At 65.2% G+C, this 16,464-nt stretch carries 16 protein-coding genes; 8 read left to right on the top strand and 8 right to left on the bottom strand.

Annotation, left to right across the window (positions count from 1 at the left end; translation table 11 throughout):
• Positions 1–19: 19 nt before the first annotated feature.
• The 4 genes from ABE459_RS01890 to ABE459_RS01875 all read left to right on the top strand — a co-directional run bounded on the left by ABE459_RS01890 (position 20) and on the right by ABE459_RS01875 (position 3,124).
• Positions 20–367: an ArsC family reductase gene (locus ABE459_RS01890; RefSeq protein ID WP_125465221.1), complete on the top strand. Its 348-nt coding sequence runs from the start codon at positions 20–22 to the stop codon at positions 365–367.
• 31 nt (positions 368–398) lie between these two features.
• On the top strand, positions 399–1,433 hold the full coding sequence (gene dapD, locus ABE459_RS01885; protein ID WP_125465222.1) for a 2,3,4,5-tetrahydropyridine-2,6-dicarboxylate N-succinyltransferase: 1,035 nt from the start codon (positions 399–401) through the stop codon (positions 1,431–1,433).
• Positions 1,434–1,511: 78 nt separating this feature from the next.
• Positions 1,512–2,717, top strand: coding sequence for a cysteine desulfurase (locus ABE459_RS01880; protein WP_323830229.1), 1,206 nt, complete (start codon positions 1,512–1,514; stop codon positions 2,715–2,717).
• Entirely contained in the window at positions 2,714–3,124 is a 411-nt protein-coding gene (locus tag ABE459_RS01875) for a SufE family protein (protein ID WP_323830230.1), read from the top strand. Before ABE459_RS01880 ends, ABE459_RS01875 begins: the two co-directional genes overlap by 4 nt.
• A gap of 110 nt (positions 3,125–3,234) precedes the next feature.
• Here ABE459_RS01875 and tcdA read toward each other — a convergent pair whose 3' ends face one another.
• Complete coding sequence (gene tcdA / locus ABE459_RS01870) at positions 3,235–4,044, bottom strand: tRNA cyclic N6-threonylcarbamoyladenosine(37) synthase TcdA (RefSeq protein ID WP_323830231.1); 810 nt, start codon at positions 4,042–4,044, stop codon at positions 3,235–3,237.
• A gap of 254 nt (positions 4,045–4,298) precedes the next feature.
• On the opposite strand from tcdA, the gene ABE459_RS01865 reads away from it, so the two are divergent.
• Positions 4,299–6,896 carry a glycosyltransferase gene (locus ABE459_RS01865; protein WP_125465226.1) on the top strand — a complete coding sequence of 866 codons (2,598 nt, stop codon included), beginning with the start codon at positions 4,299–4,301 and terminating at the stop codon, positions 6,894–6,896.
• Between the two features lie 42 nt (positions 6,897–6,938).
• Here the strand turns inward: ABE459_RS01865 and ABE459_RS01860 are convergent, their stop codons facing one another.
• From ABE459_RS01860 to ABE459_RS01835, 6 genes are all read right to left on the bottom strand, one after another.
• Positions 6,939–7,583: a DUF1120 domain-containing protein gene (locus tag ABE459_RS01860; RefSeq protein ID WP_323830232.1), complete on the bottom strand. Its 645-nt coding sequence runs from the start codon at positions 7,581–7,583 to the stop codon at positions 6,939–6,941.
• 28 nt (positions 7,584–7,611) lie between these two features.
• Entirely contained in the window at positions 7,612–8,742 is a 1,131-nt protein-coding gene (locus tag ABE459_RS01855) for a DUF1120 domain-containing protein (protein WP_323830233.1), read from the bottom strand.
• An 11-nt stretch (positions 8,743–8,753) separates the two neighbouring features.
• Positions 8,754–11,111, bottom strand: a complete 2,358-nt coding sequence (locus ABE459_RS01850) for a fimbria/pilus outer membrane usher protein (protein ID WP_323830234.1) — start codon at positions 11,109–11,111, stop codon at positions 8,754–8,756.
• Between the two features lie 31 nt (positions 11,112–11,142).
• Positions 11,143–11,871: a fimbria/pilus chaperone family protein gene (locus ABE459_RS01845; RefSeq protein WP_258642904.1), complete on the bottom strand. Its 729-nt coding sequence runs from the start codon at positions 11,869–11,871 to the stop codon at positions 11,143–11,145.
• A 111-nt stretch (positions 11,872–11,982) separates the two neighbouring features.
• Complete coding sequence (locus ABE459_RS01840) at positions 11,983–12,630, bottom strand: DUF1120 domain-containing protein (protein ID WP_323830235.1); 648 nt, start codon at positions 12,628–12,630, stop codon at positions 11,983–11,985.
• 70 nt (positions 12,631–12,700) lie between these two features.
• Positions 12,701–13,354: a DUF1120 domain-containing protein gene (locus ABE459_RS01835; RefSeq protein WP_323830236.1), complete on the bottom strand. Its 654-nt coding sequence runs from the start codon at positions 13,352–13,354 to the stop codon at positions 12,701–12,703.
• Positions 13,355–13,583: 229 nt separating this feature from the next.
• On the opposite strand from ABE459_RS01835, the gene dapE reads away from it, so the two are divergent.
• Genes dapE through ABE459_RS01820 form a run of 3 tightly spaced genes read left to right on the top strand, consistent with a single transcriptional unit; the run spans position 13,584 to position 15,944 of the window.
• Positions 13,584–14,735, top strand: coding sequence for a succinyl-diaminopimelate desuccinylase (gene dapE / locus ABE459_RS01830; RefSeq protein WP_323830237.1), 1,152 nt, complete (start codon positions 13,584–13,586; stop codon positions 14,733–14,735).
• Positions 14,735–15,547: a putative RNA methyltransferase gene (locus tag ABE459_RS01825; protein ID WP_125465231.1), complete on the top strand. Its 813-nt coding sequence runs from the start codon at positions 14,735–14,737 to the stop codon at positions 15,545–15,547. Before dapE ends, ABE459_RS01825 begins: the two co-directional genes overlap by 1 nt.
• A gap of 19 nt (positions 15,548–15,566) precedes the next feature.
• The gene (locus tag ABE459_RS01820; protein ID WP_125465232.1) at positions 15,567–15,944 is read left to right on the top strand and encodes a hypothetical protein; all 378 of its coding nucleotides are present in this window, start codon (positions 15,567–15,569) and stop codon (positions 15,942–15,944) included.
• A gap of 98 nt (positions 15,945–16,042) precedes the next feature.
• On the opposite strand, the gene ABE459_RS01815 is transcribed toward ABE459_RS01820, so the two are convergent.
• Positions 16,043–16,252: a cold-shock protein gene (locus tag ABE459_RS01815; protein ID WP_110992443.1), complete on the bottom strand. Its 210-nt coding sequence runs from the start codon at positions 16,250–16,252 to the stop codon at positions 16,043–16,045.
• Between the last annotated feature and the right edge of the window lie 212 nt (positions 16,253–16,464).

Genomic DNA, 16,464 nt, shown 5'->3' with positions numbered 1-16,464 from the left:
CGGCAGCCCCAGGCATTCAATGGCTTACACTCTCTACGGCATCAAAGCCTGCGACACCATGAAAAAGGCGCGTACCTGGCTCGAAGACAAGGCCATCGCCTACGAATTCCACGATTACAAAACCCAAGGCATCGACCGTGACAGCCTGAATCGCTGGTGCGACGAGCACGGCTGGGAAGTCATCCTCAACCGTGCCGGCACCACCTTCCGCAAGCTGGACGACGCCAGCAAGGCAGACCTCGACCAGGCCAAGGCCGTCGAGCTGATGCTGGCCCAGCCGTCGATGATCAAACGCCCGGTGCTGGACCTTGGCGCGCGTACCCTGGTCGGCTTCAAGCCCGACCTGTACGCCGCTGCCCTGGCCTGAGCCCCTACCCTATTTCGCACGAGGTAATCACATGTCCAATACCCTGTTCAGCCTGGCCTTCGGCGTCGGCACCCAGAACCGCCAGGGCGCCTGGCTGGAAGTCTTCTACGCGCAGCCTTTGCTCAACCCATCCGCCGAGCTGGTCGCCGCCATCGCGCCGATCCTTGGCTATGAAGGTGGCAACCAGGCCATCGCCTTCAGCAATGCCCAGGCCGCGCAACTGGCCGAGGCCCTGAAAGGCGTCGATGCCGCCCAGGCCGCCTTGCTGACCCGCCTGGCCGAGAGCCACAAGCCGCTGGTCGCCACCGTGCTGGCCGAAGACGGTGCCCTGGCGTCCACCCCAGAGGCGTACCTCAAGCTGCACCTGCTGTCGCACCGCCTGGTCAAACCACACGGTGTCTCGCTGGCCGGCATCTTCCCGCTGCTGCCGAACGTGGCCTGGACCAACCAGGGCGCGGTCGATCTGGCCGAGCTGGCCGAGCTGCAACTGGAAGCGCGCCTGAAGGGCGAACTGCTGGAAGTGTTCTCGGTGGACAAGTTCCCGAAGATGACCGACTACGTCGTGCCGGCCGGCGTGCGCATCGCCGATGCCGCCCGTGTGCGCCTGGGCGCCTACATCGGCGAAGCCACCACCATCATGCACGAAGGCTTCGTCAACTTTAACGCCGGCACCGAAGGCCCAGGCATGATCGAAGGCCGCGTCTCCGCTGGCGTATTCGTCGGCAAGGGCTCGGACCTGGGCGGCGGCTGCTCGACCATGGGCACCCTGTCCGGTGGCGGCAACATCGTCATCAAGGTCGGCGAAGGCTGCCTGATCGGCGCCAACGCCGGTATCGGCATCCCGCTGGGTGATCGCAACACCGTGGAAGCCGGCTTGTACATCACCGCCGGTACCAAGGTGAACCTGCTGGACGAGAACAACCAGCTGGTCAAGGTGGTCAAGGCCCGTGACCTGGCCGGCCAGACCGACCTGCTGTTCCGCCGCAATTCGCTCAACGGCGCAGTGGAGTGCAAAACCCACAAGTCGGCCATCGAGCTGAACGAGGCGCTGCACGCCCACAACTGAGAACCAGCGAGTTCGAAGTGATAAGATCGGGGCTGGCCGCAAGGCCCGCCCCGATTTTTCATTCCAGGCCCCGCGAACATGTTCCAGCCCTCCCCCTGGCGTGCCGACTTCCCCGCCATCGCCGCCCTGCAACGCCAGCACCAGACCTACCTGGACAGCGCCGCCACCACGCAGAAGCCGCAGGCCCTGCTCGACGCCCTGAGTCACTATTACGGCCATGGCGCGGCCAACGTGCACCGTGCCCAGCACCTGCCGGGCGCCCTCGCCACCCAAGCCTTCGAAGCCAGCCGTGACAAAGCCTGCGCCTGGCTCAATGCCGCCGACTCACGGCATATCGTCTTCACCCATGGCGCCACTTCAGCGCTGAACCTGCTGGCCTATGGCCTGGAGCACCGCTTCGAGGCTGGCGACGAGATTGCCGTCAGCGCCCTGGAGCACCACGCCAACCTGCTGCCGTGGCAGCAGCTGGCGCAACGTCGTCAACTGCGCCTGGTGGTGTTGCCGGTGAATGAACACGGCCATGTCGATCTGGACCAGGCCCTGCAGTTGATCGGCCCACGGACTCGCCTGCTCGCCATCAGCCAACTGTCCAACGTGCTCGGCACCTGGCAACCCCTGGCACCGCTGCTGGCGCACGCCCAGGCCCAGGGCGCGCTGACCGTGGTCGACGGCGCCCAAGGCGTGGTGCATGGCCGCCACGATGTGCAGCAACTGGGCTGCGACTTCTACGTGTTCTCCAGCCACAAACTGTACGGCCCCGACGGTGTCGGCGTGCTGTATGGCCGCCACCAGGCCCTGGCGCTGCTGCGCCACTGGCAGTTCGGTGGCGAAATGGTGCAACTGGCCGAGTACCAGAGCGCCAGTTTCCGCCCCGCGCCGCTGGGCTTCGAGGCCGGTACGCCGCCCATCGCCAGTGTGATCGCCCTGGGGGCGACCCTGGATTACCTGGCCAGCCTCGATGGCGAGGCCGTCGCCCGCCATGAAGCCGGTCTGCACCAGCAACTGCTGCGGGGCCTGGGGGATCGCGAAGGTATTCGCCTGCTGGGTTCACCACAGGCAGCGCTGGCCAGCTTCATCATCGAAGGTGTGCACAACGCCGACATCGCCCATCTGCTGACCGAACAGGGCATTGCCGTGCGGGCCGGGCATCATTGCGCCATGCCGTTGCTCAAGGGCATGGGGCTGGAGGGAGCGATCCGCGTATCACTGGGGCTGTACAACGACAGCGATGACCTGCAGCGCTTCTTCGACGCGCTGGACCAAGGCCTGGAGCTGCTGCGATGAGCCTGTCGCCAGAAGCCAGCCAGGCGCTGGAGAGTTTCGAGCAGGCGCGCGGCTGGGAGCAGCGGGCAAGGCTGCTGATGCAGTGGGGGGATCGGCTGCAAGCACTGGACGACAGTGAGAAAACCGAGGCCAACCGGGTGCATGGGTGCGAGAGCCTGGTATGGCTGGTGGCCGCGCAAGAAAACGGCCAGTGGCGGTTCAAGGCCAGCAGCGATGCGCGGCTATTGCGCGGTTTGCTGGCGCTGTTGCTGGTCAGGGTGCAGGGACTGGCCAGTGATGAATTGGCCAAAGTGGATCTGGGCGGCTGGTTCAGCCAACTGGGGCTGGAGCGCCAACTATCGCCATCGCGCAGCAACGGGCTGCATGCGGTGTTGCAGCGAATGGCTGAGCTCGCCTCCAACCGGTGAATCGGTGGCGCCTTCTTCGCGGGTAAACCCGCTCCCACAGGTTTTGCGCCGGCTTTGCGGCACGCACGCACCTGTGGGAGCGGGTTTACCCGCGAAGAAGCAAACGCCGCCTATTCATCCTTGACCCGCTCCGCCGGCCGCCGCGCGCCAGCAACGAGCTTCTCCACCGCCTTGCTCGCCGCGACCATGCCGAACGTCGCGGTCACCATCATCACCGCGCCAAAACCGCCCGAACAATCCAAGCGTACGCCCTCACCGACGAAGCTCTTCTGCAGGCACACACTACCGTCGCCCTTGGGGTAGCGCAGCTGTTCGCTGGAGAACACGCAGGGCACCTGGTAATTGCGGCTGGTATTGCGCGAGAAGTTGTAGTCCCGGCGCAAGGTCGAGCGCACCCGCGAAGCCAGCGGGTCGTTGAAGGTCTTGTTCAGGTCGCCAACCTGGATGCGCGTCGGGTCGATCTGCCCTCCCGCGCCACCAGTGGTGATGATGGCGATCTTGCGCCGCTTGCACCAGGCAATCAGTGCGGCCTTGGCCATCACGCTGTCGATGCAGTCGATCACGCAATCCATCTGTTCGGTGATGTACTCGGCCATGGTCTCGCGGGTGACGAAGTCGGCCACCGCATGCACCGTGCAGGCCGGGTTGATCGCCCGCAGGCGTTCGGCCATCACCTCGACCTTGGGCCGCCCCACCTGGCCGTCCAGGGCATGGGCCTGGCGGTTGGTGTTGCTGACGCAGACATCGTCGAGGTCGAACAGGCTGATCTCACCCACGCCGCTGCGTGCCAGGGCCTCGGCCGCCCACGAGCCCACCCCGCCGATGCCGACGATGGCCACATGGGCCTGGCGCAGGCGTTGCAGCCCGTCATCGCCGTACAGCCGGGCGACGCCGGCAAAGCGTGGATCTTCTGTGCTCATGTTCGTACCCCAGGCCAATACCTCGAAAATCGGCGCGCAGTATAAGCCAAGCGCCTGGATTAAGGGCTGCCGTTGGCAAGTGTCCTACCAAGCCTGCTTTAATGTCCTATCAGACAAAAAGATCTGGACGACAAACAGGCGGCCGCAGAACTTCATCCTCTGTTGAAAATCCAACGGATTGCCTTCTTCGGTAAGCGTAGGACCGACGCACCGGAGACACCGCCCCGCCCTCAGCTTCGGAACCTCGACCCCTTATGTCATCACGCAAATTCGGCCTCAACCTGGTGGTGGTCCTGGCCATCGCCGCGCTGTTCACCGGGTTCTGGGCGCTCATCAACCGCCCGGTGTCCGCCCCTGCCTGGCCGGAGCAGATCTCCGGCTTTTCCTATTCGCCGTTCCGCCTCGGTGAAAGTCCGCAAAAGGGCCAGTACCCGACCGAGGACGAGATTCGCCAGGATCTGGAACAGCTGAACAAGCTGACCGACAACATCCGCATCTATACCGTCGAAGGGACCCAGGCCGAGGTGCCGCGGCTGGCCGAGGAACTGGGGCTGCGGGTTACCCTGGGCATCTGGATCAGCAAGGACCTGGAGCGCAACGAGCGCGAGATCGAAAAAGCCATCGGCATTGCCAATACCTCGCGCAGTGTGGTGCGGGTGGTGGTGGGCAACGAAGCGCTGTTCCGCGAAGAGGTCACCCCCGAGGAACTGATCGCCTACCTCGACCGCGTGCGCAAGGCGGTGAAAGTGCCGGTGACCACCAGCGAGCAGTGGCACATCTGGAAGGAACACCCCGAACTTGCCAAGCATGTCGACCTGATCGCCGCGCACATCCTGCCGTACTGGGAGTTCGTGCCGATGAAGGACTCGGTGCAGTTCGTCCTCGACCGCGCCCGTGAGCTGCGCAAGCAGTTCCCGCGCAAGCCGCTGCTGCTCTCGGAGGTCGGCTGGCCGAGCAATGGCCGCATGCGCGGCGGCGCCGACGCCACCCAGGCCGACCAGGCCATCTACCTGCGCACCCTGGTCAATACCCTCAACCGCCGCGGCTACAACTACTTCGTCATCGAAGCCTACGACCAGCCGTGGAAAGCCAGCGACGAAGGCTCGGTGGGTGCGTACTGGGGCGTGTTCAACGCCGAGCGCCAGCAGAAGTTCAACTTCGAAGGCCCGATCGTCGCGATCCCGCAGTGGCGCGCTCTGGCCGTGGCCTCGGTGGTGCTGGCCATGATCGCGCTGATGGTGCTGTTCATCGACGGCTCGGCGCTGCGCCAGCGCGGCCGTACCTTCCTGACGTTCATTACCTTCCTGTGCGGATCGGTGCTGGTGTGGATCGCCTACGACTACAGCCAGCAGTACAGCACCTGGTTCAGCATGACCGTGGGCGTGCTGCTGGCACTGGGTGCGCTGGGTGTGTTCATCGTGCTGCTGACCGAGGCCCATGAACTGGCCGAAGCCGTGTGGACACACAAGCGCAGGCGCGAATTCCTGCCGGTGCACGCCGACAGCGCCTATCGCCCGAAAGTGTCGGTGCATGTGCCGTGCTACAACGAGCCGCCCGAGATGGTCAAACAGACCCTCGACGCCCTCGCCGCACTGGACTACCCCGACTACGAAGTGCTGGTGATCGACAACAACACCAAGGACCCGGCCGTGTGGGAGCCGCTCAAGGCCCACTGTGAAAAACTGGGCGAGCGCTTCAAGTTCTTCCACGTCGCGCCCCTGGCCGGCTTCAAGGGCGGCGCGCTCAACTACCTGATCCCGCATACCGCCAAGGACGCCGAGGTGATCGCGGTGATCGACTCGGACTACTGCGTCGACCGCAACTGGCTCAAGCACATGGTGCCGCACTTCGCCGACCCGAAGATCGCCGTGGTGCAGTCGCCCCAGGACTACCGCGACCAGCATGAAAGCGCCTTCAAGAAGCTGTGCTACAGCGAGTACAAGGGCTTCTTCCACATCGGCATGGTCACCCGCAACGACCGTGACGCGATCATCCAGCACGGCACCATGACCATGACCCGGCGCTCGGTGCTCGAAGAGCTGGGCTGGGCCGAATGGTGCATCTGCGAGGATGCCGAACTGGGCCTGCGGGTGTTCGAGAAGGGCCTGTCGGCCGCCTACGCCCACAACAGCTATGGCAAGGGCCTGATGCCCGATACCTTCATCGACTTCAAGAAGCAGCGTTTCCGCTGGGCCTACGGCGCCATCCAGATCATCAAGCACCATGCCGGCGCCCTGCTGCGCGGCAAGGACAGCGAGCTGACCCGCGGCCAGCGCTATCACTTCCTGGCCGGGTGGCTGCCGTGGATCGCCGATGGCATGAACATTTTCTTCACCGTCGGCGCGCTGTTGTGGTCGGCGGCGATGATCATCGTGCCGCACCGGGTCGACCCGCCGCTGATGATGTTCGCCATCCCGCCGCTGGCGCTGTTCTTCTTCAAGGTCGGCAAGATCGTGTTCCTCTACCGCCGTGCGGTGGGGGTGAACCTCAAGGATGCCTTCGCAGCCGCCCTGGCGGGCCTGGCGCTGTCGCACACCATCGCCAAGGCGGTGCTGTACGGTTTCTTCACCAGCAGCATGCCGTTCTTCCGCACGCCGAAGAACGCCGACAGCCATGGCCTGCTGGTGGCCATCTCGGAAGCGCGGGAAGAACTGTTCATCATGCTCCTGCTGTGGGGCGCAGCCGGCGGCATCTACCTGGTGCAGGGCCTGCCGAGCTCGGACATGCGCTTCTGGGTGGCCATGCTGCTGGTGCAATCGCTGCCGTATCTGGCGGCGCTGATCATGGCCTTCCTGTCTTCGCTGCCCAAGCCCGCCGAGGCCAGCGAACCGGCCACCGCCGGCCAGGCCTGAGCCTGAGGCGCCGATACCGTTGCGCGGTATCGGCGCCAGCGCTTACAGGTACACCACCTCCATCGTCCCCTCACCGTCAAAGGCGATATCGTCGCTGGTATCCAGCGATTCGGTCGGCGCCACCACCACCTGCACCATCAAGGTCGCGGTGAGATCGCGGATCGGCACCGGCCCGGCAGTGCTGCCGAGGGTGTCGCTGAACCCCAGCAGCAAGTCGTTGCTGCCGATCCGGTCCACCTGCAGGTCGGCCGCATGCCAACCGCGCCCGCCGGTAGTGGAGTCGGTGATATACACCTGGGTCAGCGCATCGGCCTGGATGCGCCTGGGGTCGAACTGCACCTCGTACAAGCCGATGCGGTTGCCGCGCTTGTCCAGCCCCAGGCCGTAATAGATGCCACTGTTCACCAGGGCGCTGCCGTCGCGGTTGTCGCGCATGCGCAGGGCAAAGCGGGTGGCCGCGTCGCAGCTGATGCTCAGGCCGATGGGGCGGGGCTTGAGCATCGTGCGCTGGGTCTTGCTCAAGTCCTGCACCGAGATCCGGCCGAAATCAACCACCCCGCCGCTGGTCAGTGCTGGCGTACAAGAGGCGGGGGTCACACTGCCGCGCACGTTCAGCTCGATGGTCGATTGGGCATGAGCCCAGGGTGCGATCAGCAGGGCCAGTATCGTCAGGGCTTGGGGTTTCATGGTGTTCGCTTCCTATGAGTCGTGGTGCCTAGAGGTAGATGATTTCAAGGGTCGCGGCACCATCGATGGGTGCCTCCTCGTCCAGGGTCAGGGCGCCGGCCGCCGGCAGGAACAGCTCCACCGCGAGGCTGGCGTTGAGTTGGCTCATCGCCGTGGGGCCTGCCTGGCGGGCGTTGCCTGGGGCGAAGCCGAGCAGGCGGCGATCAGGTGCCAGGTAGGCCGGGCCACTGGGCGAAAGCCATTGCAGCGCGCCGAATGGGGCCTGCAGCGCCGATACCGAAGCCCCGTCAGCCAGCACACTGTCGAACGACACCGCATAGGCACCCAGCGCCTGCCCCGCACGGGTCCGGCCCACACCGAACAGCAGCGTGGGGTCGACCAGCCCCGGGAAGTGCCGCACGCTGGCTGACCGGTTGTCACGGGCACTCAAGGCAAAACGGGTTGGCGCATCGCAATGCACGCTCAGCGATACGCTGCGCTGCCAGCGGCTGCCGGTCTCCTGCAGCAGTTGCCGGGCAGGAATACGGCCAAAGTCCACCACCCCGCCATTGCCCAGTTGCGGGGTGCAGGCTACGGGTGCGATGGCCGCCATTACATCCAGGTGGCCCTTGCCGCCAGCGGCTTCAACCTGGCCTGCAGCGCGCAGCGACAGCGCATCGGTCAGGCCCAGCATCGCCGGCAAGCCCCAGCCCTTTACCTCCAGGCGGGCGCTGAACACCCGCCCTGGCAAGGTCTGCCCGGCACGCAGGGGCGCCAGCCAGGTTTGCGGCAGCCAGTCCAGCGCCCTGCCACTGGCCTGCGGCGCCTGCCCGGGGGCGCTGAACCGGCCCAGCTCCACGGGTGCGCCATCGAGCAGCGCCTGGTCCAGACGCACGGCGAAACTGCCCTGGTCGCCGAGGGCGAATCTTGTACCGTTGTGCTGCGCAGCACGGAAGAACAGCGACAAGTCCTGAGCCTGTGCGCAGGTCACCGTCAAGCCAACACTGCGCGTGCCCAATTCGAGCTCTTGCGCATGCTTGATGAGGGTGGTGCGGTTGAAGCGGCCGAAATCCGCCTGGGGCTGGCTGAGGCTTACCTGGCAATCATCGGCCTGGCCGACCGTCGGCAACAGGCCGGCAGCGGCGAGCAATGCCGGAATGAAACGTCGAAACGAGCGCATGGCGGGCTCCATCAAGGGATGCGGCACAGGGCCGTGGTGGATTCGAAATAGGCGTCCAGATCCGCTTGCTGCGCCAAGCTGAACTGCAGTTCGCACGCAGGGCCATCGACCGGGTTGACCCAAAGCCGTCGGGCCTCCTGCAGGCCATGGACAAACACCAGCCCGCCCTCCTGCACCAGCGTGACGAACTGCCCCTCGCCATCGGTGACCATCGCCCCGCCCGGCAAGGGCTCGCCGGCCTGATCGCGGGCCTGCAGCAGTGCCCGGCGCGTGCTGGTCACGCGAAAATCGATGCGTGGCACTGCGCCGCGCCCGGCCTGGACCAACTCGACAGCGTTGTCCAGGTCGACGTTGCGCGGCAACGAACGTGGCTGCACTTCCACGGTGCTGCTGCCATAGGGGGTCAGTTGCGCCACCAACGCCTGGCCATCGCCGTCGGTCCACGTCGGCCCGGCCGGCGTATCGAGCTTCACCCCGGACAACTGGCCCACCGACACCAGGGCAAAGGTGTCCTGCACCGCGTAGGGCGAGAAAGTGATGCCTTCGCCGTGCATCGCCACACCGCCGCGCATGCCCAGGCCGATACTGCGGTTGCCCTTGCCGTAGCCGGCGTAGTTGACGTCCACCTGGGTGTAGCGTGGCAAGGCCGACAGGCCGGCATTCAGGTCCACCAGCCGGTCGCGGCTGTCACGCTCGGCGCCCAGGCGGTAGCTCAGGGTGTCACTGACCCGTTCCTGCATCGACAGCCCCAGACGGCTGTCGCCACCGCTCTCGCGCAGCGAAGCGCGCAAGCGTCGTTCACGCCCCAACGGCATGCTCACACTGACGTAGGCGGCATTGCCCAGGTTGCTGCTGCCCCCCAGGTTCCATTCCATGCTGGCCGACAACGACACCTCTGCGAAACGCCGCCCCCAGGAGGCATAGGCGCGGCTGGATTCGCTGCCGTCATGCAGCGCAGCCCGGGAAAAACCGCCGCTGAGGCTGCCGACCCAGGGCTGGGCCCAGGAAACGCCGAAGCTGTACTGGTGCTTGAAGCGGCTCGCTACGAAGGCATCGTCGTCACGGGCAAAGCTGTCCAGCAGGTCACGGTAGCCTTGAGTCTGCTGGGTATAAGCACCATTGATGGCCCACTGCGGGGTCAGTTGCTGGGAAAACGATACCTGGCTCTGCAACCCCCGCGAGTCCGACTCATGTGCTCTGGCCGCCTGGACCATCCACTGCACCTGCGAGCCCAACCAAGGCTGCAGGCCCACACCCAGGCCTGCCGCCTCGTATTCGCTGGCCATCAGCACGCCGCTGCTCAGGGTGGTGAACGGGCTCAGGCCCTGGGTCCAGCCTGCGCTGAGTACCCAAGGGTCGGCGGCGACATCGGCGTTTTCCCGCACACGCCCCAGGCCCAGGTTGAAACCCGGGGCAGGTATGTCCAAGGCCACCATGGCCGCCGGCACCGTGAAGCTGCGCTGCATGCCATCGGCTTCGATCACCGTCACTTCAAGGTCGGTGAGACGGTCCAGGTGCGGCAGATCGCCCAACGCGAAGGGGCCGGCGGGCACCACGGTCGAGTAGATCAGCGCGCCTGCCTGACGTACCTCGACCCGTGCCTGGCTCTGTGCGATGCCTTCGATGGCTGCTCGCCGCGTGGGGCCGTCCAGAGCCTGCTCGGTGCTCAGTTGCAGGCCATCGACCCGTGCACCGGCCAGCACCGGGTTGACCAGGTTGATCTGCCCGGCCTGGAACACCGTGCCCAGTTCGGCGAAGGTGCGCTGGGCGTAGGCGTCGAGAAACTCGCTGCGGCGCATGCCATCGACCGCGGTATGGATCTGGTGGCTGCGCACAATCCAGTCCCCGGCGTTGAAGCCCAGTTCGGTGCTGGCCGACCAATAGTCACTGTCGCGCCCTTCGAAACGGTTGCGCAGGCCCGACAGCTCGTAGTTGAAGATGCCGGCCATGCCGCCGGTGTGGTAGGCCGACAGGTCCTGACGCGTCTCGACCGGACGCAGGGCCTGGGTTGGCACCACCAAGCTGGCCCGCGCGGCCTGTGGATCCAGGTTGACCTGCGCCTGGCGGTACAGGCCAAGAAAGTCCTGACAGGCGTCAGGATCCACGCCCTCGCCAGCGGGCGACAGCAGTCCAGCGGCATCCAGCAGACGTTGATCGAAGCACAGTTGGCCATCGCTGGCAAAGCGCGCCTCGACCCGCCCCCGGGGCTTGTCGTTAACGCTCAGGCTGACCCGATGGCTGCCCGGGGTGAAGCGCGCCGTCTCCCCCAGATAGGCCGCCAGCGCCGGGTCGATGCCGCGCAGCCGAAGCACTTCGGCATCGAACGCCACAGGCTCGGCAGCCATCGTTTCGCCCGTCAGGAAAACCATCAGCCCAAGCCAGGCAATTGGCCGCCCCATCTCAGGCACCACCGGCCTGCACAGCGGCTTCATGGGCATCCACCGCAAAACCGTAGACCGTCGCCGGGAACGAGCGAACCGTCACCGGCGCACCTTGCAAGGCACCGTCGGTTTCGACGTCCAGGGTATCGCCTGGCAGTACGTAGCTGCGCCCCAGGCGCGCCGCCTGGCCGCTGGGCAGCAAACGCAGCTCCTGGGCCAGACGTACCACGTAGGGCGAGCCGTTGTGCACGCTGAGCTTGCCGTCGACCAGGCGCCACTGTAGCTCGACCCACGGCGTGCGGTTCAGCGCCAGCCCCTTGGGATGGATGATCACCGGCAGGTTCTGGCGCAGGCTGACACCGACTTTGGCCACGCCCTGCGCCTTGGCATCGGCCGACTGCGCAATGCCTTCGAAGATCACTCGTTTCAGGCGCTGGGTGACCAACGGCTTATCGCCGCGCAGGATGAAACGCACCAGTTGCTCCTTGCCCGCATCCACTCGCCAGACCGGCTGCGACAAAAACAGCAAGGGTTCTGTGTCTTCGGGCAGGTCCTGCAAGGTGACGTGCAGCAACGCCGTGCTGTTGTCGCTGTTACGCACCTTGATGGAGGCTTCGCCGTCTTCTTCCTTGACGATGACCACAGAGGTTTCGGGGATCATGCCGTCCGCCCAGGCAGGCAAGGACGCGGATACGGCCAGCAGACTGACCAACAGCGGGTGGGACAGACAACGCGGGATGAATGGCACGGCTAACTCCAGGCGTGACCCGGCCGCCCGTGGGCAACCGAGTGAAATAGGGGGGGTGAAAAAAGGGCCCTCGCCCTGCCGTCTTGCTGCGGCTCAGGGACTGCCAGGGCCTTACAGGTAGGCCACCTCGAGGGTGGCTGCACCGTCGATGGGCACCTCGTCGGTCAGTGTCAGCGACTCACCTGGCGCCAGATGCATGTCCACTTCGATCAGTGCGTTCAGCGAGCGGGCCGCCGACGGCTCCAGGCTCCCGACCGTGGCAAAGCCGATCAAACCGGCGCCACCATCGTTGGGCAACGGGCTGTCCGCGGTAGGCACCAGTTGCCAGCTGGCGCCGTTGTCGGCACTTCTCAACCTGGCGACCTGGGTGCTGCCATCTAGCGTGAGCCCCTCGGACTTGAACAACACGAAGTAGGTACCCACTTTCTGCGTGCCATGCAGGCCCACGCCGAAGTGCCGATCATGCACAGGCCACTGCGCCGAGCCTGCGCGCCCGTCGATACCGCGTAAGGCGAAGCGGGTAGGTGCCAGGCAGGTGATCGACAAGCGCTGACGAGCCGACACGAACTGCGTACGGTGTACCGGGTGCAGTTCGATCGAGCCGATCTTGCCGTATTCGAAGCTGCCATCGCCGCTGAGTGAAGGCACGCAGGCAGCCGGGGTGATCAGGCCGGTGACATTGATCACTGCCGAGGACTGGGCGAACGAGGCCGGTGCCATGGCAGCGCAGAGCACCAGCAGCAAGTAAGTGGGTTTCATGTGGACGCTTTCCCTGAGCTGCGGCAGACGGTCAGAGGCAGACGAGGATCGCTCCTCGTCTGCCCAGAGGTCACAGGTAGGTCAGCTCGATGCTGGCGGCGCCATCGATGTTGATGTCGTCGGTCAGGGTGAGGTCGCTGCCCTTGACGATGTTCATCGTGACCTGCAGGTCAGCCGCCAGCGTACCGATAGGTGCAGGCTCGGTAGCGCCTTGCCGCCCAAAGCCCAGCAACACTCGAGCGATGTCACGGTTGATCAGGTAGCTGACCTGGTCGCTGCGGGGAATCCAGCTTGCACCGCCGTTGACCGAGACCATGCGCTGAACGTCGGTATTGCCATCAGCCGTGATGCCGGCGGCCTGCAGCCCCATCATGAAGCTGCCGATCTTCTCGGTACCGTTCAACCCCAGGCCAAAATACGAACTGTTCGCAACATGTGCCGTACCGGAGCGGTTATCAACGCCATCAATCGCGAAGCGAGTAGGTGCACTGCAGGCGACGGTCAGACGCTGGAACTCGGACTTGAAGCTGGTGATCTTGTCCTGATTGAGGTCCTGCGCGGAGATCTTGCCGAAATCGAAGCTGCCCGCACCGCTCAGCGAAGGGGTACAGGCTGCCGGAGTGATCATGCCGGTAACGCTGACATCGGTGGAGGAAGCCGCCAGGGCAGAAGTACTGCCGAGCAGGGTTGCGCACAGAGCAAGCAGAGGAGCGTATTTGTTCATTGTGTAGTCCGATCAAGCGGGTCAAGGGAAGATGTTTGATGCAGGGCCCATGGTAGGGACCCGGCTCTTGGCCACATCACTGGCAATTTCCCAGCGACTTTGAGAAATCTCCTGCCAGAGCGTCATCTTTTCCCAAGCTCCGGTTCCCAGCCGTCCCACAGATCCGACGCTTTTTGCTTTAGACTATCGCCCCTCAATGCCCGCCTTGCCTTGCCTTCGGAGTTCCCCCATGACGGCCCCCGCCGAGCTCTCGCCCACCCTTCAACTGGCCTGCGACCTGATCCGCCGCCCATCGGTCACCCCGGTCGACGCCGACTGCCAGGCGCAAATGATGAACCGCCTGGGCGCCGTTGGCTTCATGCTCGAGCCCATGCGCTTCGAGGACGTCGACAATTTCTGGGCCACCCACGGCACCCAGGACGGCCCGGTGCTGTGCTTCGCCGGCCACACCGACGTAGTGCCTACCGGCCCGGTGCAGCAATGGCAGCATGAGCCGTTCGAGGCGCTGATCGATGCCGACGGCATGCTCTGCGGCCGTGGCGCCGCCGACATGAAAGGCAGCCTGGCTTCGATGGTGGTGGCCAGCGAACGCTTCGTGCAGGACTACCCGAACCACCGTGGCAAGGTCGCCTTCCTGATCACCAGCGACGAAGAAGGCCCGGCGCACCACGGCACTAAGGCCGTGGTCGAGCTGCTCAAGGCGCGCAACGAGCGCCTGGACTGGTGCATCGTCGGCGAACCGTCGAGCACCACCCTGCTCGGCGATGTGGTCAAGAACGGCCGCCGTGGCTCCCTCGGCGCCAAGCTGACCATCCGCGGCAAGCAGGGCCACGTGGCCTACCCGCACCTGGCGCGCAACCCGATCCACCTGGCCGCACCGGCCCTGGCGGAACTGGCCGCCGAGCACTGGGACGAGGGCAACGCGTTCTTCCCGCCGACCAGCTTCCAGATCTCCAACCTCAACTCGGGCACCGGTGCCACCAACGTTGTTCCGGGCGAGCTGACCGCGCTGTTCAACTTCCGTTTCTCCACCGAGTCGACCGTCGAAGGCCTGCAACAGCGCGTCGCGGCGATCCTCGACAAACATCAGTTGGAGTGGTCGATCGACTGGGCGCTGTCGGGCCTGCCGTTCCTCACCGAGCCGGGCGAGCTGCTCGACGCGGTCGCCTCGAGCATCAAGACGGTCACCGGCCGCGAAACCCAGCCGTCCACCAGCGGTGGCACCTCCGATGGCCGCTTCATCGCCACCATGGGCACCCAGGTGGTCGAGCTCGGCCCGGTCAACGCCACCATCCACCAGGTGGACGAGCGCATCCTGGCCAGCGACCTCGACCTGCTGACCGAGATCTACTACCAGACCCTGGTGCGGTTGCTCGCCTGATGCTCGCCTGCCCACTCTGCCAGGCGCCCCTGGCGCGGCTCGACAACGGCGTGGCCTGCCCCGCCGGCCACCGTTTCGACCGTGCCCGCCAGGGCTACCTGAACCTGCTGCCGGTGCAGCACAAGAACAGCCGCGACCCCGGCGACAACCAGGCCATGGTCGAAGCCCGCCGCGGCTTCCTCGACGCCGGCCACTATGCGCCGGTGGCCCGCCGCCTGGCGCAACTGGCCGCCGAGCGCCAGCCAGGCACCTGGCTGGACATCGGCTGCGGCGAGGGTTACTACACCGCCCTGCTGGCCGAGGCGCTGCCACAGGCCGAGGGTTACGCCCTGGACATCTCCCGCGAGGCAGTCAAGCGTGCCTGCCGGCGCGCCCCGCAAGTCACCTGGATGGTCGCCAGCATGGCCCGCGTGCCCCTGCAGGACGCCAGCTGCGGCTTCATCGCCAGCGTGTTCAGCCCGCTCGACTGGGACGAGGCTCGGCGCCTGCTGGCCCCCGGCGGCGGCCTGATGCGGGTCGGCCCGACCAGCGGCCACCTGATGGAACTGCGCGAGGTGCTCTACGATGAAGTGCGCCCCTACGCCGATGACAAGCACCTGGCCCTGGTCCCCGAGGGCATGGCCCACGCCCATGGCGAAGTACTCGAGTTCCGCCTGAGCCTGGCCGAACCCCAGGCGCGCGCCGACCTGCTGGCCATGACCCCGCACGGCTGGCGCGCCAGCGCCGAGAAACGCGCCCGGGTGATCGACCAGCCCGAGCCGTTCGAGGTCACGGTTTCCATGCGTTATGACTATTTCGTGCGCCAAGCCTGAGCACACCCCGGAGCCCCTTATGCGCCAACCCGATATCGAGATTTACCTGAAGGACGCCGACGTCGATCACAAGCAGATCGCCGCCTGGCTGGCCGAGGCCTTGGGCCCGTGCAGCGAATGGAAGCAGAAAGGCCAGACCTTCAAGTGCATGGCCGGTAACATTCCGGTCACCTGGTTACCGAAGGCTGTAGGGAAATGGAACAGCCTGCTGCTGGAAAGCGACCAGACCCCATGGGCCGATGACATCGCCTGCGCCCACGCGGCATTCGCCGCGCTCAACGTCGAAGTACGTTGTGCACCGGGTAGCTGGACAGAGGAACAAGGGGAAGAAGATGCCGATCGCTGGATCCGCATCAGCGCCGACGGTGAAGAGGAAATCACCTGGCGCACACACTGAAGCTGCAAGCTACGAGTTGCAAGCTTCTAGTTCGATCGCATCAGGCTGCAAGCTCCACGGACAGCTTGCAGCTTGAAGCTTACCGCTTGCGGCGGCGGTCAGAGACCGACGACGTCTTCAGCCTGCAGGCCTTTCTGGCCCTGCACGAGTGCGTACTCCACCTGCTGCCCTTCGACCAGGGTGCGATGCCCCTCACCGCGGATAGCCCGATAGTGGACGAACACATCCGCACCACCGTCGCGCTGAATGAAGCCATAACCTTTGGCATCGTTGAACCACTTCACATTCCCAGTCTCACGAGACGACATCTGCACTACTCCGGATTTTTATTTTGAAGATCGCCTTGCTGGCATGGGCTCACCGCCCCTGCCGTCACAGCTTGCTCAAATAGTAAGCAAGCGGCAGGCCGAGTATATGACAGGGAACAAAAAAAATTCATTACAGCCCTGATTTTTGCCGATTTTTGCTGAACTTACGCAGATACGGCAGACTAACGTCCTGAAAAACACCGAAACATCTC

This window comes from Pseudomonas sp. TWI923, assembly GCF_039673365.1.
Lineage (GTDB): Bacteria > Pseudomonadota > Gammaproteobacteria > Pseudomonadales > Pseudomonadaceae > Aquipseudomonas > Aquipseudomonas sichuanensis.
This window is presented reverse-complemented; position numbering and strand designations above follow the sequence as displayed.